The sequence below is a fragment of the Plantactinospora sp. CA-290183 genome, from assembly GCF_050936375.1.
Taxonomy (GTDB): domain Bacteria; phylum Actinomycetota; class Actinomycetes; order Mycobacteriales; family Micromonosporaceae; genus Plantactinospora.
The window spans coordinates 1-26,499 of record NZ_JBNJMX010000029.1 but is presented as its reverse complement, the minus strand read 5'-3'; the positions used below and the strand labels follow the sequence as shown (position 1 = coordinate 26,499).

The following is a 26,499-nucleotide window of genomic DNA, read 5'->3' as shown; positions in this document are numbered from 1 at the left end:
CCGCCGCGCAGAGTGGGCGTACGAAGCGTCGCACGAAATCTCCTCCGAAACGTTCCGAGGTGGACCAGAAACGTTTCAGCACACAATACATAGACGCTTGTGATTACGGAAGGGTGTTCAGCGGACTCGGGGCGGTGCCGTGCTCTCCCGTACCACCAGCCGGGTCGCCAACTCGACGCGGAGCTGCTCCGGGGTGCGACCGGCGGCCAGATCCACGATCATCCGGGCGGCGGTGGCCCCCATCTGCTCCAGCGGCTGCCGCACCGTGGTCATCGGCGGACCGGACCAGCGGCTGAACGAGAGGTCGTCGAAGCCGACCACGCTCAGGTCGTCCGGGATCCGCCGCCCCGCCTGCCGGGCCGCCTCGTAGACGCCGAGCGCCTGCAGGTCGTTGGCGGTGACGATCGCGGTGGGCAGCGACGGCAGCCGCAGCAGCTCCCGGCCGTCGGCCAGGCCCCCCTCGACGTAGAGCGTGCTCACCCGGACCAGTTCCGGATCCACCGGTACGCCCGCGGCGTCCATGGCCGCCCGGAAGCCGTCCAGCCGCGCCCGGCAGCACGGCCACTCCGTCGGCCCGCTCACCATCGCGATCCGGCGGTGGCCGAGGTCGAGCAGGTGCCGGGTGGCGGCCAGCCCGCCGTTCCAGTTCGTCGCCCCGACCGAGGGGGTCTGGTGCAGCGGCTCGCCCGTGGGGTCCACCACGACGAGCGGGATCGCCCGGGTCGCGAGCTGCGACTGCTGCGCGACGGTCAACTCGGAGAAGACCGCGATCACCCCGGTCGGTCGCCGGGTGAGCACCTGCTCGGTCCAGGCCCGACCCGGGGTGAGCCGGCCCTGCATCTCGGTGAGCACCACGGCCAGGTCGTGCTCCCGGGCAACCCGCTCCACGCCTCGGATGATCTCCAGCGCCCAGAGGCTCTCCAGCGCGTGGAAGACGAGCTCCAGGATCGCCACCGCGCCGGACCCGCCCGGCCGGCGGTAGCCGTGCTCCCGCAGCACCGCCTCGACCCGTTCCCGGGTCTCCAGCTTCACCCCGGCCTGCCCGTTGATGACCCGGGAGACGGTGGGAGCGGAGACCCCGGCCATCCGGGCGATCTTGGCGACCGTCAACGCCCGGGCGCGCCGCCCGGAGTCCAACGGTTGATCGATGCCGGTCATCGCCGCAGCCTATTCGACAGCGGCCGGGGCCAGCACGACGGCGTCGCCACGGCGGGACCGCGACGACCGGCCGCACGCTCCGGGCGCGGCCCGGGGGCGACACCCGAGAAGCCCATCCGCACACCCTGGCACGTCCGCCCCGGCATCCCAAGCGCTACCGCCACCGGTGGAACCAGTCGCGGGCCGCCGCCAGGGCGCCACCGGCGGCGTCGGCGCCGCCCAGGGCGACCATCAGGGCGATCCGGGCCTTGGCCGGGGCGAGGTCGCGGGCGCCGATCGCGCCCAGCTTGGCGGCCAGGCCGACGCCGAGCGGCAGTTCCGTCAGGTCGGCCCGCCGGGTACGGCAGCGGGACGCGACGACCACCGGGACGTCCCATTCGATCAGGTCGCTGATCGTCGCGAAGAGGTAGGCGGGCACGTTGCCCAGCCCGGTCCCCTCCAGTACGACGCCACGGGCGCCCGCGTCGACGATCGAGGTGAGCAGCACCGGGTCCATGCCCGGATACGTCTTGACCAGGGCGACGTCCGGCTCCGGCGGTCCGCCCGCCTCGGGTGGCCGGGGCGGTGCGGCGCCGATCGTCTCGACCCGGTCGCCGACCACTCGGGCCACCGGGGCGAAGGGGGCGGACGAGAACCCCCGTACCGTGGTGGCGTCGGCCAGGGTGACCCAGCGGGCCGCGTGCAGTTCGTCGTCGGCACAGACCAGCGCACCGGCCCCGCGCAGCTCCGGAGCTGTCGCGGCGACGATCGCCGAGGCCAGGTTGCGCGGACCGTCGCTGCCGAGGTCGTCCAGGTGGCGCACCCCGCCGGTCAGCACGATCCCGCCGCGCGTCGCGGCCGGTCCGGCCAGCAGGTCGACGAGGAATGCCGTCTCCTCCAGGGTGTCGGTGCCGTGCGTGACCACCACCGCGTCGAACCCGTCGGCCAGGATCGCGGAGCGGACCCGGCGGGCGAGTGCCAGCATGGTCGCCGCACCGGTGTCCCAGCTCGGCTCGGCGGCCACGTCCACCACGGTCACCTCGGCGCCGAGCGACTCCGCCGGAACCGCCCGGAGCAGGTCGGCGCCGGAGGCGAGGCCCTCCCGGCCCGGGCGGGTCGAGTACGCCATCGTGTCCCCGGTCGCGAGCAGCAGCACCCGTGCGGTCACGCCGATCCCTCCTTCCGTTCCCACGCCCGCCCGTCGGGGCGGGTGTGACCGCGCACGGCGGTCCGACCGTGCACCATGGACCCCGCCGCACCCGGCTGTGGGGTCAGGGCAGCTCGGTCAGCAGGGGCAGCGCGACGAGCAGCAGAAAGACGGCGGTGGCCGCCGCCACGACCAGGCGGGCGCGCACCCCTCACTGCCCGGTCCGCGCGCCGACCCGCTCCTCCAGCCGCTCGATGCGCCGGACGAGCGGCTCCACCTCCTGACGTACGGCGGCGGCCAGCAGGGCGCCGGTCTCCGCCGTACCGGTGGCGGCGCCCTGCTGGGCCTGGGCCCGCAGGTGGACGTAACCGGCCAGGGCCGCCGCGACGGCTCGACGGGTCAACCGCAGCTCGGCGCCGACCGAGCGCAGCACCTGCCCGGCGACCCCGTCGGGCTCGGCGATCAGCCCCAGGAGCAGGTGCTCGCCGCCGACGTAGTTGTGGCCGGAGGCGGTCGCCTCGGTGACGGCCAGCTCCAGGGCGTTGGCGGCGGCCCCGCTGAAGTGCGCGGTGTCGTCCGCCGAGGCCGTGCCCGTCTCCACCGTCGTCTGCCGGGCCAGCTCGCGACCCACGCCGTCCGGCTCGATCTCCATCGCCCGCAGCACGTGCAGGGCCAGGTTGGCGCCCTCGTCGAGCAGGCCGCCGAGCAGGTGTCCGGTGCCGACGGCCGGCGACCCGTCGGTGCGGGCCCGCTCGATGCCGAGCCTGAGCACGGTACGGGCGCGGCCGGTGAAGTGCGGCAGCCGGGCGGCGAAGTCGGCGTCGTCGAGGTCACCGAGGGCGGTCTCGCGGATCGCGGTCACCCGGCGTACCGCCTGTTCGAGGGCGCGTTGACAGACGGCCGAGACCGGCACGTTGGACTCCCGGACCGCCTCGGCCAGCTCGTCCGGCAGGTAGATGTTGATCTTTGGCATCCGGTGCCCCCTGGCTCGCTCCGACACGTGCGCACACTATAACCCCGAGGGGGGTATAAGTGTCGAGGCTCAACGCAGCTCCGCCTCGTCGTCGGGCACCGGGCCGCCGAGTTCCCCGGTGCCGTACCGGTCCAGGGTGGCCAGCACCCGCCGACCCCACCGCTCGTGCGCGGCCTGCCGGCTGACCCCGGCGGCGCGGGCGATCAGCTCCCAGGTCACGCCCCAGCGCCGCAGCCCGACCACGCTGGGGAACGGGTCGACTCCGGCGGCGAGCACGATCCGGAAGTGCAGCAGTTGGGCGGCCACCTCGGACCAGTGCGCACCGTCGGGCCCGACCGGCCCGTCGCCGGGCACGGGACGACCACCGAGCAACAGGTCCGCCTGCCGGCTCGCCTCGTTGACGGCCGCGTCGGCGGCGACGACGGCGGCCCGGGTGACGTCGACGGTGAGCGCGGTTTCCAGGAATCGGTCCATGTCGTCAAGGTAGCCCTGACACGGCCACTCGTCAAGGCAACCCTGACACCGCCCGGCCGGGACCTCAGAGCTGGCCGGGAAAGAAGCCGTGCCGGGAGAGCGGAGCGATCAACTGCTGCTCCTCGTACGCGAAATGCGACAGCAGCGTGTCGGTGAGCAGGTCGATGGCCTCGGTGATCGGGCCGTAGTCGGTGGGGTTGGCGGCCAGGTGCACCAGGGCGGCGTCGATCTCCTCCAGTACCCGGTGGATCGCCAGGTGCTCCTCGTGCAGCCGGTCCAGTACGGCGGCCAGGTCGCCCTGCCGGTGCCGCAAGTGCGGGAAGATCCCCTCGCTCTCCATCGTGTGGTGGTTGGTCAGCGAGCGGCACTGCGCCTGACACACGCCGCCGAGAGTCCAGTCGTTGGCCCGGATGGTCATCATGTTGAGCTGGCCGCGCGCGTCACCGAGCTCCGCCGTACCCTCCTTCACCTGCCGGAGGAGGTCGCGCACCTGGCTCAGCTCGGCGCGGTAGTGATCGTGCACGTCGACCAGGTGCCGCCCGGCGTAGCGGCCCCGGGGCGTGAACGCGACCTCCGGCGGCGGCTCCGCCGCCGTCGGCCGGGTGGTCTCGTCCAACACGCTCTTCGGGCTGAGCCTCTCCGTCGGCACCGCGCTCGGCACGATGCCGGTCCGCCGGGTCAGCCAGTGTTCTTCGCCGGTCATGTCCTGTCTCACGCGATCCACCCTGACGATGATCTGTTACGCCTGCCCACCGCCGGTCACCGGGCCGTCAGGCGAGGATCCGCAGCACGAGCGCGGCCACGGCGAAGGCGAGCGGCGGCAGCGGGGCGGCGAGGCCCTTCGGGTCACCGGCCCGGAGATGGGCGAGCACGGCTCCGACGAAGTAGAGGACGACGCCGGTCGCGGCGGCGATGCCGAGCGGCGCCAGCCAGATGCCGGCGACGAGCCCGACCGCTCCGGCGATCTCCAGCGCGGCGAGCGGCGGGAACATCCGCAGCGGCACGCCGGCCCGCTGGAGGCTGGCGACGACCCGCTCGTCCCGGACCAGCTTGGCGCGCGCGGACATCACCAGGACAGCTCCGAGGAGCACCGCGACGACGAGGTAACCGATGAACATCTGTGGGCCCTTCCCGGGGTGGCGGCTCCATGGAGCCGGAACAACTTCTTCACGTTAGCAGATAGTTGAAGAACCTCTACGATCTGAAGGGCTCGACCATTACACCCCTGGTACCGTGACCGGATGACCGCAGGTGAAGCGCACGCGTCGAGGGGGACCGAGCGCCTCGGCTTCCTCCTCGCCCGGCACGGCGCGATCACCAACGCCCGGCTGCGCCACGTCCTCGCCCTGACCGGGTTGGGCCCCCGGCACGGCATGGCGCTGACCCGCCTCGCCGAGACCGGCTCGGTGACCCAGCAGGGGCTGCTGGAGGCGCTCGGCGTCGACGCCAGCGTGCTCGTCACGCTGCTCAACGACCTCGAAGGGGCCGGGCTGGTCCGACGGCGCCGGGATCCGGCCGACCGGCGACGCCACATCGTCGAGATCACCCCGGACGGCTCGACCGCCCTCGAACGGGTGGACGCCGCCGTCGAGCAGGTGGAACGGGACCTCTTCGCCGACCTCACCACGGATCAGGTACGGCAGTTGCACCGGTTGCTGAGCCGGGTCCGCACCTCGGTCAACGACCCGGCCTGCGCCGAGGACTGACCCGGCACGGGCACCCCCGGCCGGGCCGGCGGGTCACCCGCGGCGGCCACGAGGGCGGGATACTGACCCGGCGGCACCCGCAGGGAGCGGGCGGAACGGAGGATCGACCGTGGCGAGTTGGGGCGAGATCGCGAAGCAGGCGCCGGAGTTCACCACCCGGGTCCGGGAGAGATTCGCGGCCGGCACGAACAAGACGATCGCCACGCTCCGCCGGGACGGGTCACCCCGGATCAGCGCCTCGGAACTGGAGTTCAGCGACGAAGAGGTCACCCTCGGCATGATGGGCGGCTCGATGAAGCTGCTCGACGTCCGCCGGGATCCCCGGATCGCCGTACACAGTCCGACGATCGAGCCACCCGTGGACGCCCCGGAGAGCTGGCCGGGGGACGCGAAACTCGCCGGTACGGTGGTGCCGGTCGACCCGCCGGCCGACAACCCGTACGAGGGCGCCGGGTTCTTCCGGATCGACATCACCGAGGTCGTGCTCACCTACGTCGGGACGCCCGCCGACCACCTCGTGATCGAGTCGTGGCATCCCGTCCAGGGCTGGCGGCGCCGCAAGCGCCACTAGCGGATCGCCTCGCGAACCGGGTGAAGACCTCGCGGAGTGTGGATCCCGGGAAGGTGCCCGAGACACCGATCCGAACCCCGACGAGGTCGTCGCCGCCGGTCTAGCTCCACCCCGGGTGCGTCACCGGCACAGGACCCGGCGACCCGCTCAGCAGTCCCGCCACCGCCCGGTCCACCCCGAACCCGGATCGCTGGTCGGCGGTACCGGTCGACGTCCAGCCGGGAAAGTGTCAAGCCGGACTTTCCTGGTGCCGGGCGGCGGCCCCGGTACGTTTGACCAATGCCGCACACCCCGCACTCCGTACGGTCCTACGTGGTCACCGGCGGCGGCCGGGGGGTCGGCCGGGCGCTGGTCGAACGCCTCCTCGGCGGGCACGACCACGTCGTCGTGATCGAGCGTGACCCCGCCGCGCTGGCCTGGACGGCCGGGCACCCCGCCGGGCGCCGGGTGGTCGCGGTGGTGGGCGACGCGGCCGACGAGGCGGTCGCCGAGCGGGCCGCCGACGCGGCGACCGCCGCGGGCACCTTCGCCGGTTGGGTCAACAACGCGGCGGTGTTCCGGGACGCGTCGGTGCACGACACGCCCGCGCGGCAGGTACTGGAGCTGATCTCGCTGAACCTCGACACCGCGCTCGTCGGCTGTTCGACGGCGATCCGCCGGTTCCTCGGCGCGGGCACGCCGGGGGCGATCGTCAACGTCTCCTCGCACCAGGCCCAGCGGGCCGTACCGGGATGTCTGCCGTACGTGACCGCGAAGGCGGCCATCGAGGGGCTGACCCGGGCCCTCGCCGTGGAGTACGGCCGGCACGGCATCCGGGTCAACGCGGTCGCCCTGGGATCGATCCGGACGGAGCGCTACGCCGACTTCCTGGACCAGCGGGATCCGGCGGACGCCCGCCGGGTCGAGCACGAGATGGAGCGGCTGCATCCGCTCGGCCGGGTGGGCCAGCCGTCCGAGGTGGCCGCCGCGGTCGCCCACCTGCTCTCGGCCGAGGCGAGCTTCATCACCGGCGCCGTGGTGCCGGTCGACGGCGGCCGGTCGGTACTGGCCCAGGACCCCGAGGCGTAGCCCACCGACCGGCCGGAGAACGCCGGGCGCGCAGCTCGACAGAGACGGACGTCGACCGTCCGGCACGGCGCGCGCGCCGGACGGGTCAGCCGGCCCGGGCGGTGCGCCACCGGACGGCGCCCCGGCTCTCCCGGGCTGTCCCCGAAAGGTCGCCGGTGGACGCCTCCGCCGGCCCGTCCGCCGGCAGCCAGCGTCGGGCCTGCGCCGCCCGCGCCGCCGCGGTGAACGCCTCCGTACGCAGGCTCCGGGCGGCGGTCGCGGCGAGGTCGCCGTCCCGCCACGCGGCCCGTTCCCGCTCCGCCGCCGCCCGGTAGGCGCTCAGCAGGCTGTCCCGGGCCGCCCGGCGCAGCACCACCTCCTGCTCGACCGGGTGCCGCCGGGGGTCCCACCCGTTGCGGTGGGCCAGTACGTCGCTCAGTTGCAGCACAGACAGCTCGCGTCGCCAGCACGCGGCCATCGCCGCCCTGTGCAGGTAGCGCTCGCGGTCGGCGTACTCGGCCGGTGTCTGGGGCGTACGCGGTGCGGGGAGCACGGCTGCGGCGTCGACCCGGCGGGCGGCGGTGTCCGCGTCCTCGTACGCCTGCCAGGCCGCCTCCGCCGCCTCCTGCGCCGCCAGCCACTCGTCGCGATGCCGTCGCGCGGTGACCGTCGAGCGCTCGGCGGCGACCGCGACCTCCTCGGCGTAGCGGTTCAACTCCTCCGCCCTGGCCGCCAGCAGCGCGTCGCGTCGCTCGGCCTCCCGGACCGCCACGTCGTAACCGGGGCGGTCCCGAGCCGGGCGGACGAGCAGCACGATGGCCGCGCCCACCGCGAGGCCCATCAGGACCACCCAGATCGTCGCCGCTCGCGGTACCTCGACCAGGAAGTTGTACAGCACTCTGTCCATTACCAGCACCTCATGGGTGAACGATGCGAACGGGGTCGGCGGATCCGGACCGGGCACGGTCAGCCGCGACCGGTCCTCAGCCGCGCGGTGGTGCGCGCGCTCCGACCGCCCCCGGGTACGCCTCGTCGGCCGGCCGCTGCCGGGCGGTGGCGCCGGGCGCCGTCACCGGCTCCGGCCAGCCGCCGGGCGCCGCTGGCTGCTCGGCCGGGATCGAAGCCTCCTCGACCTCCCCGACCTCGTCGGTGGCGGCCGAGGCCCGCTCGGCAGGGGCGGCGTCCGGGCCCGGCGCCGACGACCGCGCCTCGTCCGGGACCGACCGGCCCGGGTCACCCCGGAGCGATGACCGCGCTTCCTCCGGGACCGACGGCCGCACGGCCTCGTCCGGGGAACTCTGCGCACCGGCCGGGTCGCCACCGGGCGCCACGGACCGCGGCTGCGTCCCCGGAGCGGCGACGGCACCGGGAGCGTCGGCCAAGCCCAGCGGGGCGCCGGCGCCTCCACCCAGCAGCAGGGCCATCAACACGAGGGCGGTCACGAACCGCACCGACCGGCACGCTATCCACCAGACGGGGCGGACCAGCGCGACGGAAACCACGCATTCCACGTTACCCCCGCCCGGTGCGCGGCGCCCGGCGTACCGCGCCAGGTCACATCGGTGACGGGCGCCGATGCGGGTCGGATCGGAGCGGACACGGAGCGGAAGGACCACAGTGGACGGTGCGACGCGGATCGGGGCCGCTCAGGCCAGGCTCAGCACCAGGGTCGCCGGCCCGGACATGGCGGCGGGTCCTCCTTCCTGGGGCGCGGCGACGGCCGGGCCCGCGACCTGTCGCGTTACGCCGTCAGCGGAGCGGCGCCTCGGCCACTGGCCCCCGGAGTGACCCGGCGACCAGGATGGGGTGATGGCGGAGATGGCGGAAGGTACGACACCGCGCGGCGGCATCGTGCTCTGGCTCCCCGGCGGCGGCTGGCGCGCCTGGGCGACGGAGGACGGCACGGCCCTGGCAGAGCACGGGCTGACCGTGGTGCAGGGCCGGTTCCGGCTGGCGCCCGAGGCGACGTGGCCGGCGCAGCTGGCGGACGTCCGGGCCGCCGCGCGTCCCCTGCTGGCCCGGGCCCGCGCGGCCGGGGTGCCGTTCCTGGTGGCCGGGGACTCGTCGGGCGGCCATCTGGCGCTGCACCTCGCCCTGCGCGGGGTGGACTCCCCCGCGGACGTCGACGGCGTGCTGGCGTACTGGCCGCCGGTGGAACCCCTCTCCGCGCGGTGGCGGCAGGCGCGGGGCGACGACGACCCGTGGGTGGGGTTGCTCGGGCACCGGCCGGCGGCGGACGACCCGACGACCGTGGACGCCATTCCGCTGACCCACGTCGACCGCAACCGGGTGCCCGTACTGCTCGTGCACGGTGCCCAGGACACCGCCGTACCGGTCGGGCAGACGGTCGCGCTCACCGCCGCCCTGCTCGACGCCGGGCACCCGGTGCACTCGCTGGTGACGCACGGCGGTCATGAGCTGGCCCTGGACCGTCCGGACATCCGGGCCGTCACCCGTGCGTTCCTGACGGCCACCCTGGCGCCGGCCGACGGCTGACCGGCCCCGCCTCAGCCGAGCAGGGCTTCGAGCCGGGGCACCAGCTCGGCCGGGGTGGGCATCGCGGCCATCTCCGCGCTGACCTGTCCGGCCGACGCGGCCAGACCGGGGTCGGTCACCAACCGGTCCAGTTCGGCGGCCGTGATCGCGCGCTCCGGCACGGCGAGCCCGGCTCCCCGCCGCGCGACCAGGGTCGCGTTGCACCTGCGGTCGCCGGGGCCGGGCACCACCAGCTGCGGTACGCCCGCGGCAAGCGCCCCGAGCACCGAGCCGGCCCCGCCGTGGTGCACCACCCCGGCGCAGGTGGCCAGCGCCGCGTTGAGCGGGATCCACTCGACGGTACGGACGTTGGGCGGCAGCGGTCCCCGGCTCAGCACCCGCCGGTCGGGGCGGACGAGTACGAACTCGGCGGCGACCCCGGAGGCGGCCCGCACCACGGCGCTCATCAGGCCGCTCCCGCCCGGGCCGGCGACCGTGCTGCGGGTGACCAGGATCCGGGGCCGCGCCGAGGGCTCCCGCAGCCAGTCCGGCAGCTCGCCCACGCCCTGGTAGGGCACGCCCCGCATCGGCCACCCGGCGCGCTCGCCGACCACGCTCGGCGGTGCGATGGTGAGCACGGCCGCGCTCGGCCGCAGCACCCCGACGCCGCTGCGCAGTTGCGCCCGGACCAGCCGGGCGGCCGTCGCCCGTACCAGCTCGGGGCCGTCGAACAGGGAGTTCTCGTGCAGCACCGGGGGTACCCCCCGGCGGGCCGCGGCCAGCGCCCCGGCCACGGCCAGCGGCTCGTGCACGACGAGGTCCGGCTTCCACCGGTCGGCGAGCCGGACCACGCCGTCGGCGAACTGGTCGTTGGCGGCGCCGAAGAGCAGCGCCACGCCCCGGGTGCCGCCCCGGCCGGCCAGTTCGGCCCGGGCGATCAGCGGGTGGCGCAGCAGCGTACGGCGGGCGATCCGGTCGAACCGGAACCCCGGCGCGATGTCCTCGACCGGCAGCCCGGTGCGGTGTACGGCGAGGGCGTCACCGCCGGTCCCCACCAGCACCTCGTGGCCGTCGGCCCGCAACGCCTCGGCCAGCGGCACCATCGGAAAGACGTGACCGAGCAACGGCGCCGACACGAAGAGCACTCGCATCGGGTCAGGCTACCCAGCCCGGCAGGGCGGTGTGGACCTCTCCACTGACTAGGTGGGCATCCAATCTAGATGGCTGTGCTACCTTCTTCGCCGTGGATCAGGAACGCCGCGCCCAGTGGCTACGCGGGGTGCTGGACCTGTGTGTGCTCGCCCTGTTGCAGCGCCGGGAGTCCTACGGATACGAGCTGGCCCAGTCGCTGGACGCGGCCGGCGTCGGGCCGATCCAGGGCGGCACCCTCTACCCGGTACTGCTGCGCCTGCAACGCACCGGGCTGGTCACCGCGCAGTGGCGGGAGGGCGCCGCCGGGCCGGCCCGCAAGTACTACCGGATCACCGGTGCCGGGACCGAGACGCTGAGTCGGACGGCCGCCGACTGGAACGCCTTCACCGGCGGGGTCGGCGGGGTCCTGCGGGAGGTACAGACACGATGAACCACGACGGATGGCTGAGCGCGCTCGCCGGCGAGCTGCGCCGGCACGGCGTCGATGCCGACCTGTCCCGGCACGTGGTCGCGGAGACCGCCACACACCTGCGGGACAGCGGAGAGGCGCCGCTGCGGGTCTTCGGCCCGCCCGCCGTCTATGCGGCGGCGGTCGCGGACAGCGTCGGCGTGGGGGCGGTGGACCGGCACGCCGGCACCGCCCGGGTGCACCGTCCCGGCCCGGTCCGGCTGGAGGTCCGCGGGGTCGGCAAGCGCTACCGACGGCACCGGGTGCTGACCGACGTCGACCTGACCGTACGGGCCGGTGAGATCGCGGCCGTGGTCGGCGCGAACGGCTCGGGCAAGAGCACCTTCCTGCGGATCTGCGCCGGCCTGGCCAGCCCCGACCAGGGGCAGGTCCGGGTGCACGGCACCCTCGGCTACTGCCCGCAGTCCGGCGGCACCAACGACTACCTCTACCCCGAGGAGCACTTCGTGCTGGTCGGCGCGGGCCGGGGGATGCCCCGGCCGGCGGCCCGGGCCGCCGGCCGGGCGCAGGCCGCCGCGCTGGACTGGGATCCCGCCCGGGGACAGCAGGCCCGGCACCTCTCCGGGGGCACCCGGCAGAAACTCAACCTGGTGCTGGCCGGTCTCGGCGAGCCGGACGTGCTCCTGCTGGACGAGCCCTACCAGGGCTTCGACCGGGGCAGCTACCTCGACTTCTGGCAGCAGCTCTGGCAGTGGCGCTCGGCCGGCAGGGCGATCGTGGTGGTCACCCACCTGCTCAACCAACTCGACCGGGTCGACACCGTGCTCGACCTGACCCCGGCCCGGGAGATGGCGTCATGACCAAGACGTACACGGTGGCGGAGCTCGCCCTGCGGGAGATCCTGCGGCGGCGCTCGGTGCTGGTGATCCTCGTCCTCCTGCCGCTCGCCTTCTATCTGAGCCGACGCGGTGACCACCTGGGACAGTCCATCCGGTTCGTCTGTCTCGGCATCGGCTGGGCGCTGAGCACGGCGGCCCTCTTCGCCGGCAGCGCCGCCCGGGGCATGGAACCCCGGCTGCGGCTCTCCGGTTACCGGCCGCACCACCTGCATCTCGGCCGGCTGCTCGCGCTCTGGACGGTCGGCGCCGGCCTCTGCGTGCCGTACTTCCTGCTCATCCGGTTCGACCAGCACGACGTCCGGTACGGCGCGATCGCCCTGATCATGGCCCTGACCGTCGCCACCGCCGCGCCGTTCGGGCTGGCGCTGAGCGCCGTGCTGCCCAGGGAACTGGAGGGCACGCTGGTGCTGCTGACCGTGGTCGGACTGCAAATGATCATGGATCCGGCCGGCACCGCCTCCCGGGCCCTGCCGTTCTGGTTCAGCCGGGAGATCGGCACGTACGCCATCGACCACACCGACACCGGCTATCTCACCCGGGGGCTGGTGCACGGCGTCACGGTCGCCCTCGTGCTCACCGCGCTGGTGGCGGTCGCCTCCGGGATCCGGCTGCGCCAACGCTCCCACCTGCGCTTCGTCTCGGCCCGCTGACCGGCGCCCCGGCATCACCGGGGCCGACCGGCGGCTAGAGTGGTCCGGTGATCCGACTGGAGGCCACCGCCGCCGCGTACGCCCGGTGGATCACCCCCGATCTCCCGCTCTACGGCAACGACCACGAGCGCGCCGACTTCGCTCCCTGACCGGCCGGCACCACCCGCCAACCGGCCCGTCACCCCCACCCCCTCCGGGAGCGCTCCGCCATGTCGTCGACCCTGGACACCCCGCACCCGGGCCCCTCGGAGCCCGGTACCCCGCACCGGGTCCCCGCACCCTCCGACACCTCGGCCCTCGCCGTCCTGCGGACCCCGCAGACCGCGCGGGTGCTCGCCGCCAGCCTGCTCGGGCGGATCCCGCTCGGCGCGGCGCCGCTGGCGCTGCTGGTCTTCGCCCGGGAGACCATGACCCTGACCCTCGCCGGCCTGCTGGTCGGCGCGTACACCGCCGGGATGGCGGTCGGCCAGCCGCTGCTCGGCCGCCTCGCCGACCGCTGGCGGCAGCCGCCGGTGATGTGGCTCGGAGTCGCCGTCTCCACCGCCGGCTTCGCGCTGGTCGCGGCGGGACTCGCCCGGCCACTGACCGTCCTGGCGGCGGTGCTGGCCGGGCTGGGCGCGCCGCCGTTCGAGGCCTGCCTGCGGGTCCTCTGGCGGGACCTGCTGCCCGAGAAGCAGGTGCACACGGCGTACACGTTGGACACCGCGACCCAAGAAATAATCTTCGTGGCCGGTCCGGTGCTCACCCTCGGCGCGGTCGGCGTCGCCGGTCCCACCGGCGGGCTCGCCGCCGCCGCGCTCTGCCAGGCGGTCGGCACGGCCTGGTTCACCACCGCACCGGCGGTCCGCCGGTGGCGCGGCGTCCCGGCGGTACGGCACTGGGCGGGGCCGCTGCGGGCCGGGAGACTGGGGGTGATCCTCGGCGCGCTGGTGCTGGTCGGTGCCGGCATCGGCAGCGTCGCGGTGGCCGCCACCGGCTACGCCGAGGCCTCCGGCGGACGCTCCTGGGCCGGCTGGCTGCTGGCCGCCCAGGCTGTCGGGGCGCTCGCCGGCGGCCTGCTCTACGTCCGGTCCGCCACCGCCCGTCGGCACGGCACGCTGCCCCGGGCAGCGGCCGTGATGGCCCTCGGCTACCTGCCCCTGCTGCTGACCCCGGACCCGCCGGTCATGCTGGCACTGATGGCGCTCAGCGGGCTGGCCCTGCCGCCGCTGCTGACCATCACGTTCGTCACCATCGACCAGGTGGCACCGGACGGCACGGCGGCCGAGGCGTTCGCCTGGGCCGCCACCGCCTTCTCGGTCGGCAGCGCGGCCGGCTCCGCGCTCACCGGACCGCTGCTCGACCACACCGGCAACGTCACCGCCGGCTTCGCGATCGCCCCCGTCGCGGTCGCGCTGGCCTGCGGCATCCTGGCCCTGACCGGCCGGCCGGGAAACCGGACGAGCGAGGACCGGAGCGGCTAGGACCGGCTAGGTCCGGACCGGCCGGGACCAGAGCCGGCGGCCGGTCAGCGCGCCGGCGGATCGAGCGCCAGGGCCAGCCGGTCGACGCTGAGGGCGGTGGTCAGCAGCCGCTCCTTGCCGTTGCCGAGCAGCCGGCGCGTCCAGTCGACGAATCCGCCGTCACCGAGCACGACCCGCTGACCGTTTAGCACGACGGCGATGGTGAAGCAGCAACCCGTGTAGTAACCCCGACCGCCGGACCGGTCCGGGTCGTCGCGCACCACCACCGCCGGCCGGCCAGCCAGCGCGGCCCGGACCTCCTCGGCGACCGGGACCGCCGCCGGCTCCAGCACGGTGAGCGCGATGTCGACCGTCCCGGCCCCGGCGCCCTCCAGCGCGGCGCAGAGGATGTCCAACTGCTCCACGGCGTACCGCCGCTCGAAGGCCAGGCCGCCGGTGTCCCGGCCGGCGGTGACCAGCGCGAGGAGGCCGAAGTGGGCGAACCGGCCCGCCCCGGAGAACCGCTGGGCCCGGATCACCCGTTGCAGCGCCGCCAGCCGCACCGGCGGTGCCGACCGGCCGTCACGCTCCAGCAGCTCGCGACGCCGTACGGCCGCCTCCAGCGCCAACCCGTTGGTCGGGTCCGCCGCCACCTCGCTGCCCCGCACGGTGGTGAGGACGTTGTTCTGGCTCACCCCGGCGACGGCGGAATGGCTGCCGAGCGGCACCACCGGGGCCAGCGTCAGCAGCTCGTACGCCTCGGGGAGCCCGGCCAGGAGCAGGTCCTCGGCCCGGCGCAGGTGGCGGGCCCCGGTCTGCGCCGGCGCGACGAAGCGGTCCTCCGTGTACCGGCGCAGCACGTCGGCCGGGGTCACCAGCCCGGCCCGGGTCCGGAACGCGGCGAGCAACAGCGTGACCAGTTCCGAGCCGGAGAGCCGTACGCCCAGGGTGTTGAGGATCTCGGCGCCGCCGGCCTGGCGCAGCACCCGGGCCAGTGCCCTGCCCTCCGACCGATCGGGATCCCCCATGGCCCTATCGCTACCACGGTGGATCGTCGGCGACCACCCGCATTCCGGCCCGGCACCCGACCGGCGGCCGGCGCACCGGAACCTCCCGCCGCACCGGCTACCGCGACACCGGCCCGCTCCGGCCCCGGCCGAAGGCGTCGGACCGGCCCCACCTCCCCGGTATGCCGATCACCTCCATCCGACCCAGCTCGGCCGGGATGGCCGGTTCGACCCGCAGGTGGTCGCCGTGCGGCCGCAGGCCCAGCAGGCTGCGCAGCAGCAGCAGCGGCGCGCCGGCCGACGAGGCGAACGGGCTGCACGCCCGGGGATACTGCACCGGGAACCGGGTCAGGGTGCGGTCGTAGCCGGCGAACGCCTCCGGCAGTCGCCCGCCGAAGTACCCGGAGGCCTCGATCATCGTCTGGGCGAGCCGGCCGGCCTCCTCACCGAAGCCGTAGCGGCGCAGGCCCCAGGCGATGATGGAATTGTCGAACGGCCAGATCGTGCCGACGTGGTAGCCGATCGGGTCGTAGCGCGCATGGTCGCTGGCGAGCGTACGGATCCCCCAACCGGAGTAGAGCCGGTCGCCGAACAGGTGCTCGGCCACCTTCGCCGCCCGCGACTCCGGGACGATGCCGCTCCACAGCAGGTGACCGATGTTCGACGCCAGCGCGTCGACCTGACCGCCCTCCGCGTCGAGCGCGAGTGCGTAGTACTCGCCGTCGGCGACCCAGAAATCGCGGTTGAACCGGGCCTTCAGCTCGGCCGCCTCCCGCTCCAGCCGCTCCGCGTACGGGTGGTCGTTCCAGAAGGTACGGGCCAACCGGGCGCCCCGCACCTTCGCGTCGTACGCGTAGCCCTGCAACTCACAGCTGGCCCGGGGACTCCCCGGCATCTGGCCGTCGGCGTAGCGCACCGCCTCCGCGGAGTCCTTCCAGCCCTGGTTCTCCAGCCCTCCCGGACTGCGCCGCTCGTACCAGATGTAGCCGTTGCCGACCAGGTCGCCGTAGGTGTCGATCCAGTCCAGCGCCGCCCTCGCCTCGTACTCCAGGCGCCGCACGAGGGAGGAGTCCCCGGTCCACAGCTCGTACTCGTCGAGCAGGATCACGAACAGCGGGGTGGTGTCGGCCGCGCCGTAGTAGACGGTGTGCGGCCGCTCCTCGAAGGCGCCGGGCTCGCCGTAGCGCACCTCGTGCACGATCTTCCCGGGCTCCTCGTCGCGAAAGTCGTCCACCCGGCTGCCCTGCAACAGCGCCAGCACGGCGAGCGCGCTCCGGGCGATATCCGGCACGAAGGGCAGCGCCTGAAGCCCGGTGATCAGGCTGTTGCGTCCCATCAGGGTCATGTACCAGGGCATGCCGCTCGCGGTCAGCCGCGTCTCGCCGGTCAGCCCCGCGTACTGGAGCGCGAGCAGGTCCACCAGGCTCCGCTGGTACGCCTCCGCCAGCCTCGCCGAGTCGCAGGTGAGCCGCGGCGCCCGGTCCACCCACTCCGCCAGCCTGTTCCGCATCTCCGGACGGATCCGCCGGTAGCCGAGCAGGTTCTCCCGGACGTCGCGGCCCCCCTCCGGCCGGATCGTCGCCACCGCCTCGAGGGTGGTGAACCACTGCCCGTGCGCGTCCAGTTCGACCTGGAAGGTGAGGCCGCTCTCGTCGATCTCCGCCGGGGTCGTACTGGAGATGATCGTCTCGTTGATGTGCCGCCCCCGCTGGTAGCAGAGCCGCAACCGGTCCTCCTCGACCACCGTCACGGTCCCGCTCTTCTTCGGCCGGGCCTCCCGGGCGTCGAAGAGGTCGGCGAAGTCGCACTCGATCTCCATCCGGACGGTCAGCGTCACCGGCTCGTCCCGGTGGTTCAGCACCGTCAGCCGCTCCTCGAAGGTGCCGCCGACCGACCGGTGCCGGATCACCGAGACCTTCGCGTCCACGTAGTGGGTCGGCGCTCCGGGCACCAGGAAGAACCGTGACTCGAAGTACTGGAGGTCGTCGATGGATAGTTCGTGCAGCCGCTCGCCGTCGATGGTGAGCGCCCACTTGGAGAGGAACCGGGTGTCCCAGGCGAAGAGCCCGGTCGGATAGTCCGCGGACCAGTCGACGTCACCCCGGGTGTCGCTGAGCATGAACGTGTTGCCGGCGAGGATGCCCACAAGTTCCTTCATCGTCGCCGCTCCGGTTCAGCGGGGACGGTCCGTACCTGACCGCGGGCCCTGGCCGCGAGCCGCTCACGGACCCGCTCCCGTGGGTCGCGGGTGCCCGGCGGCGACGGGAAGGCCCGGCGGAACATCAGCAGCAGTGGGAAGTTGCCCTGCACGGTCACGTCACTGCGGTTGTACGCCGCGATCACCTGCGCCTCGCCGAGCACGAACCGGTCGAAGAGGGCCTGCTCGGTGCCGACCACGCAGTCGGCCTCCCGGTACTCCCGGGAAACCAGCACGTTGCCCCGGTTGATCGAGACGAACCAGTGGTGGGTCCGGTCCTGGTCGGCGAGGTCGAACCGGATCGAGCCGCGGGCCTTGTCGGGCAGCAGGTCGGGCCCCTGCCGCTCCAACCGGGCGAAGAACTCCGCCGTCACGTTCGTCATCGAGTCGTCTCCTCCCTCCCCTGCGTACGGCGGTCAGTCGGGCCCGGCACGCCGGTGGCCGTGCTCCGAGCGGCCCCGGCCGAACGCGTCGATGTAGCCCCACCGCCCGGGGATGTCCAGCACCTCGATCCGCCCCATCGACTCCGGCATCGCCGGCTCCACCACCAGGTGCTCCTGGTGCGGCTCCAGCCCGAGCAGCGTCCGGATCATCAGCATGGGCGTGCCGGTGGACCAGGCCTGCGGGCTGCACGCCGTCGGGTACTGCACCGGGTACTTGGTCAGTGCGCGGTCGTACCCGGCGAACGCCTCCGGCAGCCGCCCCCGGAAGTACTTGCCCGCGTCGATGATGGCCTCGGCGATCCGGCCGGCCTCGCTCCGGAAGCCGTACCGGCGCAGGCCCCAGGCGATGAGCGAGTTGTCGAACGGCCAGACGGTGCCGACGTGGTACCCGACCGGGTTGTACCGACCCTCCCCCTCGGCCAGGGTGCGCACGCCCCAACCGGAGAAGAGCCGCGGCCCGAGCAGGTGCTCGGCGACCTTCGCCGCCCGGCTCTCGTCGACGATCCCGCTCCACAGCAGGTGCCCGATGTTCGACGAGAGGGCGTCCACCTGGCCGCCCTCGGTGTCCAGGGCCAGCGCGTAGTACTCGCCGTCGGCGACCCAGAAGTCCCGGTTGAACCGCGCCTTGAGGTCGGCGGCCTCCCGCTCCAGCCGGTCGGCGTAGAGCGGGTCCTGCCAGACCAGTCGCGCCAGCCTGGCCCCGCGCATCTTCGCGTCGTACGCGTAACCCTGCAGCTCGCAGGTGGCGCGGGGAAAGTCGGGCAGCCGACCGTCCGAGTAGGAGATTCCGTCCCAGGAGTCCTTCCAGCACTGGTTCTCCAGGCCGTTGCGCAGGTTCCGCCGCTGGTACCAGATGTAGCCGTTGCCCATCAGGTCGGCGTAGTCGTCGATCCAGTTCAGCGCGGCCCGCGTCTCGTGCTCCAGTTCGGCGACCAGCGCGACGTCGCCGGTCCAGCGCTCGTACTCGTCCAACAGGATCACGAAGAGCGGTGTGGCGTCGGCGGAGCCGTAGTACGGCGAGTGCGGCTGCTCCTCGAACGCGGTCGACTCGCCGTACCGGATCTCGTGCAGGATCTTGCCCGGCTCGCGCTCCCGGAAGTCGTCCAGGCTGACGCCCTGGGTCAGCGCCAGGTAGCGCAGGGTCGGCCCGGCCAGTTCCGGCGTGAACGGCAGGGTCTGCAGGCAGGTGATGATGCTGTCCCGGCCGAACAGGGTCATGAACCAGGGCAGGCCCGCGGTGGGCAGCAGCTCCCTCGTGGCCAGCGGCGTGTAGCGCAGGGCGGCCAGATCGGTGAGGCTGCGCCGGTACGTCTCGGTCAGCGGCTCGCAGTCGCAGGTCAGCTTCGGTGCCCGCGCCAACCACGCGTCCAGGTCCTGCCGCATCTGCCCCTGCCCGCGGCTGTGGTGCGGCTGGATGCTGAGCCGGAGGTCCTGGCCGCCGGCGCCCTCCACCAGGGTCTCCACGTGCAGCCGGGTCTTCCACTGCTGGTGCGGGCCGATCCGCAGCGTCCAGCTCAGGCCCTGCTCGTCGTAGTCGGCGGGCTCGCTGGACGAGATGATCGCTTCCCGCTGGAAGGTTTCCCGCTGGTAGAAGAGCCGAAGCCGGCCCTCCTCGGCGACGGCCACCGTGCTACCGCGCTTCTCCCGTACGTCCTTGATCTCGAACAGGTCGGCGAAGTCGCTCTCGACATTCATCCGTACCGCGAGTTCGACCTGCTTGTCCTCGTGGTTGAGGATGGTCAGCGTCTCGTCGAAACTGCCGCCGACGGTGCGGTGCCGGATGATGGAGAGCTTCGCGTCCACGTAGTGTGTCGGCTCGCCGGGCACCAGGAAGAACTGCGCCTCGAAGTACTGCAGGTCGTCCACTGACAGGGCGTTGAGCCGCTCCCCGTTGACCGTCAGCTCCCACTTCGACAGGAAACGGGTGTCGAACGAGAAGAGCCCGGTCGGGAACGACGGCGACGGGTCGATGTCGCCGCGGTTGTCGCTGACCACGAAGGTGTTGCCGTCGAGGATGCTGACCAGTGGCTTCATCGGCGCAGCCCCCGTTCGCGCGCCCATTCCCGCGGGGTGTGTGCGTCGGACGGGCCGGGCACCAGGTGGTTCAGATAGCTGTACAGGAGGAGCTTTCCCTCCACGCTGACCCGGTTGCGCAGCAGCGAGGCGAACGGGTTGGCCTCGCCCTTGGCGATCAGGTCGAAGAATCCCCGGTCCGTGCGGACCGTGCAGTCCGCCGGGCGGTCCGCCTGGGTCGCGCTCACGCTGCCCGCGCTCAGCACCAGCAGCCAGTGCTCGACCTTTTCCCCCTGGGTCAGCTCGAACCGCAGGGTGCCCCGGACCCGGGTGAGCAGCGGATCCGGCGGCCGGTGGTTGAGCCCCTCGAAGAAGTCGGTGGTCGGATCCATCGCCTCAGGCCCTCTTCCCTCCATGAGCATCCCCGCGCCTCGTGCGGCATTCCCCTACCTCCGGGCCGGGACCTCCTGGTGCCGGACCGGTCGCGGCACCAGGAGGTGTGGCGGATCCTCGGCAACCCGGGCGCCCTGCTGGTGGACGGCGAGATCGCCGGCACCTGGCGGGCCCGGGTCGCGCTCGGCGGATGGTCGCCTCCGCTGGCGTGCCGACACCCTCAGTTGTTGGGCTCGTCGGCGCTGATGTCGGCGAGCACCGACTGCGGCTCCCGCTCGACCGCCAGGTCGCCGAGGGAGACCAGCCCGATCAGCCGGCCGTCCTCGACCACGGGCAATCGGCGGACGCCGTACGTCCGCATGAGGTCGGCCGCCGCCACCGCGTCGTCGTACTGGGTCACGGTGATGACGTCCTGGGTCAGGATCTGGTTGAGGGCGGTGCTGGACGGATTCAGCTCCTCCGCGACCCCGCGTACCGTGATGTCGCGGTCGGTGACGATACCGATCACGTCGTCCCCGTTGGTGACGATCACGTCACCGATGGCACTGTCGCGCATCTCCTGCGCGGCGGCGGTGAGCGTGTCGGTGCCGTCCATGGTCACCAACCGGGTCGTCATGAACTCTCCGACGGTGGTCATCCTGCTCCCCTCTCGTTGCGGCCGACCCGGTCTACCCGGGCTGACCCCGGCATAACGCGACCGCGTGGGTGGGCCCCGGTGCGAGTGGGTCGGGCGCGGAACGGTGGTGGACGGTCCGGCGGTGATGCCTCAGAGGCATGAATATGACTCAGAGGCATCACATTCGTCCCGCACATGCCCTCCCGCGCCCGATCAGGGACACCTGACCTACGACGCTCTCAGTTCCCGGGCCACCAGCTCGGCGATCTGTACGGCGTTGAGGGCCGCGCCCTTGCGCAGGTTGTCGTTGGCGCAGAAGAGCGACAGCCCGTGCTCGACGGTCTCGTCGGCGCGGATCCGGCCCACGTACGTCGGATCCTGCCCGGCGGCCCGCAACGGCGTCGGCACGTCCGCCAGCGCCACCCCGGGGGCACCGTCGAGCAGCTGCCGGGCCCGCTGCGGGGTGACCGGCCGGGCGAACCGGGCGTTGATCTGCAACGAGTGCCCGGTGAAGACCGGCACCCGCACGCAGGTGCTGGAGACCCGCAGCTCGGGAATCTCCAGGATCCTGCGGCTCTCGTTGCGCAGCTTCTGCTCCTCGTCGGTCTCCTCCGAGCCGTCGTCGACGATCGAACCGGCCAGCGGCAGCACGTTGAAGGCGACCGGCTCGGCGAAGACCCGGGGGGCCGGGAAGTCGACGGCCCGGCCGTCGAAGGCCAGCGCGGCGGCGCCGTCGGCCACCTTGCGCACCTGCTCGTCCAGCTCGGCCACGCCGGCCAGGCCGGCCCCGGAGACCGCCTGGTAGGTCGAGATCACCAGGCTGACCAGTTGGGCCTCGGCGTGCAGTGGGCGCAGCACCGGCATCGCGGCCATCGTGGTGCAGTTGGGGTTGGCGATGATGCCCCGGGGACGGGTCGCGGCGGCGTGCGGGTTGACCTCGGCGACCACCAGCGGAACGGCCGGGTCCATCCGCCAGGCCGACGAGTTGTCGATCACGACCGCGCCCGCCTCGGCGACCCGGGGGGCGAGCGCCTTGCTCGTACCCTTTCCGGCCGAGAAGAGCACGATGTCCAACTCGCCGTAGTCAGCGGTCTCCGCGTCCTCGACGGTGATCTCGCCGTCCCGCCAGGGCAGGGTCCGGCCCGCCGACCGGGCCGAGGCGAACAACCGCAACCGCTCCACCGGGAACCGCCGCTCGGCCAGTATCTGCCGCATCACGCCGCCGACCTGCCCGGTCGCTCCCACAATGCCGATCCTCATACCCGCGAGGCTACCCAGCACCCCGGGCGGCCCGGCAAGGCGATTCCCGATCGGCGCCGGACGCGGGTCAGTTCGCGGTGTCGATGACCTCACCGAGACCGCTGGCGACCAGCTCGTCCCGGATCAACGCCACGTCGCCCTCGACCACCAGGGTCAACCCCTGCGGGTGCAGGTGCGTCGCGGCCGCCGCCGAGACCTCCGGCTCGGTGGCGGAGAGCAGCCGGTCCCGCAGCGTCGCGTGGTAGTCGTCCGGCAGGCCGTGCACCACCAGCGTGCCGAGGGCGTTCGCGATGGCCCGCGGCGTCTGCAACTCCACCGAGAGCTGGCCGGCCCGCCAGGAGCGCGCGACCTCCAGCTCCGCCTCGGTCACCCCGCCCTCCCGGGTACGGGCGATCTCACCCACCGCGTCGACCAACGCGGGCGCGGTCACGGCGGTCTGCACCCCGGCACTGACCACGAACCGGCCGAACCGCCGGGATTGCCCGAAGTCGGAGCGGATCCCGTACGTGTAGCCGCGCACCTCTCGGATCAGGTGGTTCAGCCGGGAGGTGAACGCGCCGCCCAGCACGGTGGCGGCGAGCGTCATCGGCACGTAGTCCGGGTGGGCCCGGTGCGGCGCGACGTGTCCGAGGCGCAGCGTCGACTGCACCGAACCGGGGCGGTCGACCAGGAGGATCCGGCGCCGGTCGGGCACCCGCACCGCGAGCGGCTCGCCGACCGGGGCCGCCCCGCCGTCGGCACCGGCGAACGCCACCGTGGCGAGCGCGTCCAGGTCGACCCGGTCCAGGTCGCCGACGACCAGCAGGGTGCCCGGTCGGGTCAGCCAGTCGGCGTGGAAGGCGGTCACGTCGTCCACCGTGACCTCGGCGACCGACTCGGGGTCGCCGTCCATCGGCCGGCCCGCCCGCTGCGCCGGACCGAAGAGGTCGGCGCGCAGCGCGGCGTCCGCCCGGGGTCCCGGGTTGGCCCAGTACATCCGCAGCGCGGTCACCTCGTCGTCGCGCACCCGGGTGATGTCCGCCGGGTCGAGGCGCGGCGCCCGGAGGGCCTCCGTCATCAGCTCCACCGCGGCCGGCAGCCGGTCCACCGGGACCTGCACACTGACCTGGAAGGCGTCCCAGTCGGCCGAGATCCCCAGTTCGGTGCCGAGCCCCTCCAGCGCCAGCGCGTACGCGCCCGCGTCGCGTCGGGTCGTACCCTCCTCCAGCGCCTTGGCCACGACGCCGACCAGGCCCTCGCGGCCCAGCGGCTCACGCTCCGCCCCGCCCTCCACGATCAGCACCGCGACGGCCAGGTTGTGGCCGGGCAGGTGCGCGGCGACCACCTCACCGCCGGCCACGCTCCGGCGGATCACCTCCGGGAACCGGTACGCCCGGGCCTCGCCCGGTACGGGCCGTTCGGTGATCAGCGTCATCGGGTGCCACCTTCCGCGGCCACGTCGCCGCGGCCACTCGTCGCCCGCTCGTCCGGCAGGTACGTCAGCGTCACCCGGTCCTCCGGGCGCAACATCTCGGCGGCGACCTCGGCCACCTGCCCCGCGGTGACGGAGAGCCAGCCGGGCAGCCGGTCCGCCGCACGGGCCGGATCACCGAGCTGCAGGGTGTAACGGCCGAGGAGGTCGGCCCGCCCGTCCATGGTGGAGAGCTGCCGCCACCAGGCCGTGGTGAGCAGTGCCCGGGCCCGGTCCAGCTCCGCCTCGGTCACCCCGTCGGCGAGCCCGTCCAGCACCTCGACCAGGCCGGCCTCCAGCCGCTCCGCCGTCACTCCGGGCCGGGCGGTGGCGGTCACGATCAGCGGGGCGGGCGCGTGCGCCAGGTCGACCCCGTACGCCCCGACGCTGTCCGGCTGGGCGAGCCGCGCGCCGTCGGCGAGCCGTTGGTAGAGCCGGCTGCCCCGGCCGGCGCCCAGCACCATCGCCAGCACGGTGGCCGCGTCGTATCCGGGTGAGCCGAACGGGTGCGTCCGGTGCGCCAGGTAGAGCCGGGGCGCCGGCACGTCGGCGGTCACCGACTCCCGGGCCGGTACGCCGGTCGGGCGCACCACCCGGCCGTCCGGCGCCGGCGGGATGTCGGACCGCGCGGAGAGCTTGCCGAAGTAACGGTCGGCCAGCGCGAAGACCTCGTCCGGCGCGGCGTCCCCGACGACCGTGAGCACCGCGTTGTTCGGCGCGTAGTAGGTGGCGTGGAAGGCCTGGAAGGTGGCCAGGTCGGCGGCGTTGAGGTCGGCCATCGAGCCGATCGTGGCGTGGTGGTACGGGTGCCCCGGCGGGTAGAGCATCGGCAGCAGCCGCAGCCAGGCGTCCCCGTACGGCACGTTCTCGTAGCGCTGGCGCCGCTCGTTCTTGACCACCTCGCGCTGGTTGTCCAGCGTCTCCTGGGTCAGGGCCGGCACCAGGCCGCCCATCCGGTCCGCCTCGAGCCAGAGCGCGAGGGCCAGATGCTCGGAGGGGACCGTCTCGAAATAGTTGGTCCGGTCGGGGTTGGTGGTCGCGTTGAGCGAGCCGCCGGCACCCTGGACCAGCCGCATGTGCTCGGTCTTGGCCACGTTGACCGATCCCTCGAACATCAGGTGCTCGAAGAGGTGGGCGAAGCCGGTCTGCCCCTCGGGCTCGTGGCGCGAGCCGACGTCGTACCAGAGATTCACGGCCACGACGGGCACGCTGCGGTCCTCGCTGACCACCACGCGCAGGCCGTTCTCCAGCCGGGTGGTCTCGATCGGCCAGGGGTAACCGGTCTCGGGCATGGCACGACGCTATCCGATCGACCGGGCCGACCCGGGGGGAACCCCGCCGGGAGGCAGGTCGGGGCGAATCGGCCCGGTCGGCATCCCGACCACACGGAGGCTGTCCAGAGCGCTCCGCGAGCCCTATCGTCTGATCACCCCCCTTTGATCACCCCCACTCTGTTCACCCCCGCTCCGCTCACCACCGCTCTGCTCACCCGCACCGACGATCGCCCTCCACAGCGATCGCCCGACCCCCGACCTGGGTGACAGCCAGCGCCGGCCCGACCGGCCGCCGCGTCCGAAGTCGCAAGGAGACAGAAGTTGACGACCCCCTCGTTACCCGCCGCCCCGCGCGGCCCGGCCGCGCCACGGCGCCTGGCCGGCCTCCTGGTGGCCGCGCTGATGGCCACCGTGCTGCCGGTGCTGGCCACCACCACACCGGGCGCGGCCGCGCCGAGCCAGCCGGGCAACCCCTGGACGAAGCTCGGTGAGAGTTCGGCAGCCGCCCGCGGCGCCGGCCCGACCGACATCCGGGCCACCCGCTTCGCGGGCTACACCCTGGACCGCGCGGCACTGGAGTCCCAGCTGGACCGCGCCCCCCGCCAGCGGCCGGGGGCGACCGGTGCCGAGGCCCTGGTGGTCTCGCTGCCCACGCCCGCCGGCGGCTTCGAGCGCTTCGCGCTGACCGACTCGCCGGTGATGGAGGCCGGACTCGCGGCGGCACACCCGGAGATCCGGACGTACGCCGGCAGGGGGATCGACGACCCGACCGCGACCGTGCGGGCCGACCTCACCCCGCTCGGCTTCCACGCCTCGGTCCGCTCCCAGCGCGGCGTCTGGTACGTCGACCCGTACAGCCGGCAGGACCAGACCCGGTACGCCAGCTACCACGTGCGCGACACCACCAACCCGGACCCCGCCTTCGCCGAACGCGAGGACGTGGAGTCGACCGCCGCGGCCCTCGCCGACGACGTCACGCCGGCCGCCGCCGGTGCCCCGGTGCGGCTGCGGACCTACCGGCTCGCCCTGGTGACCGATCCGTCCTACGCCACCTTCTTCGGCGCCGAGAACGTCACCGCGGCCAAGGTGACCCTGGTCAACCGGGTGACCCAGATCTACGAGGACGAGACGGCGATCCGGCTCGTGCTGATCGACGGCACCGACAGGACCAACCTGAACACCGCGGCGCTGGCCGTCGAGCCGAACGGCCCCTGCGGCGCGGCTGCCTGCTACACCCCGGCGCAGCTCACCTCCTGCGGCAGCGCCACGCTGAACCGCAACCAGATCGTGCTCGGCCAGCTCGTCGGCGCCGGCGCGTACGACGTCGGGCACATCGGACTCGGCGTCAACGGCGGCGGCATCGCCGGGCTGGGCGTCGTCGGCGGTGCCGGCAAGGCGCGGGGCTGCACCGGCCTGCCGACCCCGGTCGGTGACTTCTTCGCCGTGGACTACGTGGCGCACGAGATCGGGCACCAGTTCGCCGGCAACCACACCTTCAACGGCACCCAGTGGAACTGCTCCGGCGCCAACCGCAGCGCGGCCAACTCGTACGAGCCGGGCAGCGGGTCATCGATCATGGCGTACGCCGGCATCTGCCAGCAGGACAACCTCCAGCCGCACAGCGACCCGTACTGGTCGCAGCGGAGCTACACCGAGATCACCACGTACGTCGGGTCGGAGCGGCCGGCGCTCAACGAGGTGCAGACGGTGTCGCTGCGGGACTTCGACACCGTCGGTGACGCGTTCCGGCTCAGCTACGCGGGC

At 73.6% G+C, this 26,499-nt stretch carries 27 protein-coding genes; 9 read left to right on the top strand and 18 right to left on the bottom strand.

Annotated elements, in window-relative coordinates; translation table 11 throughout:
- Positions 1–117: 117 nt before the first annotated feature.
- The 6 genes from ACQEUR_RS23285 to ACQEUR_RS23260 all read right to left on the bottom strand — a co-directional run bounded on the left by ACQEUR_RS23285 (position 118) and on the right by ACQEUR_RS23260 (position 4,849).
- Positions 118–1,158, bottom strand: coding sequence for a LacI family DNA-binding transcriptional regulator (locus tag ACQEUR_RS23285; RefSeq protein ID WP_433034836.1), 1,041 nt, complete (start codon positions 1,156–1,158; stop codon positions 118–120).
- Between the two features lie 154 nt (positions 1,159–1,312).
- Positions 1,313–2,305: an asparaginase gene (locus ACQEUR_RS23280; RefSeq protein ID WP_433034833.1), complete on the bottom strand. Its 993-nt coding sequence runs from the start codon at positions 2,303–2,305 to the stop codon at positions 1,313–1,315.
- Between the two features lie 190 nt (positions 2,306–2,495).
- On the bottom strand, positions 2,496–3,257 hold the full coding sequence (locus tag ACQEUR_RS23275) for a Clp protease N-terminal domain-containing protein (protein ID WP_433034830.1): 762 nt from the start codon (positions 3,255–3,257) through the stop codon (positions 2,496–2,498).
- A 69-nt stretch (positions 3,258–3,326) separates the two neighbouring features.
- Positions 3,327–3,731 (bottom strand): hypothetical protein, encoded by a 405-nt coding sequence (locus ACQEUR_RS23270; protein ID WP_433034828.1) that lies wholly within the window; start codon positions 3,729–3,731, stop codon positions 3,327–3,329.
- A 64-nt stretch (positions 3,732–3,795) separates the two neighbouring features.
- The gene (locus tag ACQEUR_RS23265) at positions 3,796–4,446 is read right to left on the bottom strand and encodes a hemerythrin domain-containing protein (protein ID WP_433034825.1); all 651 of its coding nucleotides are present in this window, start codon (positions 4,444–4,446) and stop codon (positions 3,796–3,798) included.
- A 55-nt stretch (positions 4,447–4,501) separates the two neighbouring features.
- Positions 4,502–4,849, bottom strand: a complete 348-nt coding sequence (locus tag ACQEUR_RS23260; protein ID WP_433034822.1) for a DoxX family protein — start codon at positions 4,847–4,849, stop codon at positions 4,502–4,504.
- Between the two features lie 123 nt (positions 4,850–4,972).
- Here ACQEUR_RS23260 and ACQEUR_RS23255 point away from each other — a divergent pair, with 123 nt between their 5' ends.
- The 3 genes from ACQEUR_RS23255 to ACQEUR_RS23245 all read left to right on the top strand — a co-directional run bounded on the left by ACQEUR_RS23255 (position 4,973) and on the right by ACQEUR_RS23245 (position 7,076).
- Complete coding sequence (locus ACQEUR_RS23255; protein ID WP_433034819.1) at positions 4,973–5,437, top strand: MarR family winged helix-turn-helix transcriptional regulator; 465 nt, start codon at positions 4,973–4,975, stop codon at positions 5,435–5,437.
- Positions 5,438–5,546: 109 nt separating this feature from the next.
- Positions 5,547–6,008 carry a pyridoxamine 5'-phosphate oxidase family protein gene (locus tag ACQEUR_RS23250; protein WP_433034816.1) on the top strand — a complete coding sequence of 154 codons (462 nt, stop codon included), beginning with the start codon at positions 5,547–5,549 and terminating at the stop codon, positions 6,006–6,008.
- Between the two features lie 279 nt (positions 6,009–6,287).
- Entirely contained in the window at positions 6,288–7,076 is a 789-nt protein-coding gene (locus ACQEUR_RS23245) for an SDR family NAD(P)-dependent oxidoreductase (RefSeq protein ID WP_433034813.1), read from the top strand.
- Positions 7,077–7,161: 85 nt separating this feature from the next.
- Here ACQEUR_RS23245 and ACQEUR_RS23240 read toward each other — a convergent pair whose 3' ends face one another.
- Together ACQEUR_RS23240 and ACQEUR_RS23235 are read right to left on the bottom strand one after the other, a co-directional pair.
- Positions 7,162–7,962: a hypothetical protein gene (locus ACQEUR_RS23240; protein ID WP_433034810.1), complete on the bottom strand. Its 801-nt coding sequence runs from the start codon at positions 7,960–7,962 to the stop codon at positions 7,162–7,164.
- Positions 7,963–8,038: 76 nt separating this feature from the next.
- Positions 8,039–8,506, bottom strand: coding sequence for a hypothetical protein (locus ACQEUR_RS23235; RefSeq protein ID WP_433034807.1), 468 nt, complete (start codon positions 8,504–8,506; stop codon positions 8,039–8,041).
- Positions 8,507–8,864: 358 nt separating this feature from the next.
- Here ACQEUR_RS23235 and ACQEUR_RS23230 point away from each other — a divergent pair, with 358 nt between their 5' ends.
- Positions 8,865–9,551 carry an alpha/beta hydrolase gene (locus ACQEUR_RS23230; protein ID WP_433034804.1) on the top strand — a complete coding sequence of 229 codons (687 nt, stop codon included), beginning with the start codon at positions 8,865–8,867 and terminating at the stop codon, positions 9,549–9,551.
- Between the two features lie 11 nt (positions 9,552–9,562).
- Here the strand turns inward: ACQEUR_RS23230 and ACQEUR_RS23225 are convergent, their stop codons facing one another.
- A complete protein-coding gene (locus tag ACQEUR_RS23225) occupies positions 9,563–10,681 on the bottom strand; it encodes a nucleotide disphospho-sugar-binding domain-containing protein (protein ID WP_433034801.1) in 1,119 nt (372 codons plus the stop codon).
- A gap of 92 nt (positions 10,682–10,773) precedes the next feature.
- Here ACQEUR_RS23225 and ACQEUR_RS23220 point away from each other — a divergent pair, with 92 nt between their 5' ends.
- From ACQEUR_RS23220 to ACQEUR_RS23205, 4 genes are all read left to right on the top strand, one after another.
- Positions 10,774–11,112, top strand: coding sequence for a PadR family transcriptional regulator (locus tag ACQEUR_RS23220; RefSeq protein ID WP_433034798.1), 339 nt, complete (start codon positions 10,774–10,776; stop codon positions 11,110–11,112).
- Positions 11,109–11,951 (top strand): ATP-binding cassette domain-containing protein, encoded by an 843-nt coding sequence (locus ACQEUR_RS23215; protein WP_433034795.1) that lies wholly within the window; start codon positions 11,109–11,111, stop codon positions 11,949–11,951. Before ACQEUR_RS23220 ends, ACQEUR_RS23215 begins: the two co-directional genes overlap by 4 nt.
- Positions 11,948–12,640: a hypothetical protein gene (locus ACQEUR_RS23210; RefSeq protein ID WP_433034792.1), complete on the top strand. Its 693-nt coding sequence runs from the start codon at positions 11,948–11,950 to the stop codon at positions 12,638–12,640. Before ACQEUR_RS23215 ends, ACQEUR_RS23210 begins: the two co-directional genes overlap by 4 nt.
- 209 nt (positions 12,641–12,849) lie before the next feature.
- Positions 12,850–14,103 (top strand): MFS transporter, encoded by a 1,254-nt coding sequence (locus ACQEUR_RS23205; RefSeq protein WP_433034789.1) that lies wholly within the window; start codon positions 12,850–12,852, stop codon positions 14,101–14,103.
- Positions 14,104–14,147: 44 nt separating this feature from the next.
- On the opposite strand, the gene ACQEUR_RS23200 is transcribed toward ACQEUR_RS23205, so the two are convergent.
- From ACQEUR_RS23200 to ACQEUR_RS23160, 9 genes are all read right to left on the bottom strand, one after another.
- Positions 14,148–15,110, bottom strand: a complete 963-nt coding sequence (locus ACQEUR_RS23200) for a hypothetical protein (RefSeq protein ID WP_433034786.1) — start codon at positions 15,108–15,110, stop codon at positions 14,148–14,150.
- Positions 15,111–15,207: 97 nt separating this feature from the next.
- Positions 15,208–17,247 carry an amylo-alpha-1,6-glucosidase gene (locus tag ACQEUR_RS23195; protein WP_433034783.1) on the bottom strand — a complete coding sequence of 680 codons (2,040 nt, stop codon included), beginning with the start codon at positions 17,245–17,247 and terminating at the stop codon, positions 15,208–15,210.
- Positions 17,244–17,669, bottom strand: coding sequence for an SCP2 sterol-binding domain-containing protein (locus ACQEUR_RS23190; protein WP_433034780.1), 426 nt, complete (start codon positions 17,667–17,669; stop codon positions 17,244–17,246). The genes ACQEUR_RS23195 and ACQEUR_RS23190 overlap by 4 nt, the downstream gene beginning before the upstream one ends.
- A gap of 33 nt (positions 17,670–17,702) precedes the next feature.
- Positions 17,703–19,763: an amylo-alpha-1,6-glucosidase gene (locus ACQEUR_RS23185; protein WP_433034777.1), complete on the bottom strand. Its 2,061-nt coding sequence runs from the start codon at positions 19,761–19,763 to the stop codon at positions 17,703–17,705.
- Positions 19,760–20,134 (bottom strand): SCP2 sterol-binding domain-containing protein, encoded by a 375-nt coding sequence (locus ACQEUR_RS23180; RefSeq protein ID WP_433034774.1) that lies wholly within the window; start codon positions 20,132–20,134, stop codon positions 19,760–19,762. The genes ACQEUR_RS23185 and ACQEUR_RS23180 overlap by 4 nt, the downstream gene beginning before the upstream one ends.
- A gap of 221 nt (positions 20,135–20,355) precedes the next feature.
- A complete protein-coding gene (locus ACQEUR_RS23175) occupies positions 20,356–20,772 on the bottom strand; it encodes a CBS domain-containing protein (RefSeq protein ID WP_433034771.1) in 417 nt (138 codons plus the stop codon).
- 207 nt (positions 20,773–20,979) lie between these two features.
- Entirely contained in the window at positions 20,980–22,011 is a 1,032-nt protein-coding gene (locus tag ACQEUR_RS23170; protein WP_433034768.1) for an aspartate-semialdehyde dehydrogenase, read from the bottom strand.
- A gap of 67 nt (positions 22,012–22,078) precedes the next feature.
- A complete protein-coding gene (locus ACQEUR_RS23165) occupies positions 22,079–23,425 on the bottom strand; it encodes a M16 family metallopeptidase (RefSeq protein WP_433034766.1) in 1,347 nt (448 codons plus the stop codon).
- Positions 23,422–24,753 (bottom strand): M16 family metallopeptidase, encoded by a 1,332-nt coding sequence (locus ACQEUR_RS23160; protein WP_433034763.1) that lies wholly within the window; start codon positions 24,751–24,753, stop codon positions 23,422–23,424. Before ACQEUR_RS23160 ends, ACQEUR_RS23165 begins: the two co-directional genes overlap by 4 nt.
- Before the next feature lie 303 nt (positions 24,754–25,056).
- Here ACQEUR_RS23160 and ACQEUR_RS23155 point away from each other — a divergent pair.
- Positions 25,057–26,499: M12 family metallo-peptidase (locus tag ACQEUR_RS23155; RefSeq protein ID WP_433034760.1), on the top strand; the 1,443-nt coding region annotated here is incomplete at its 3' end.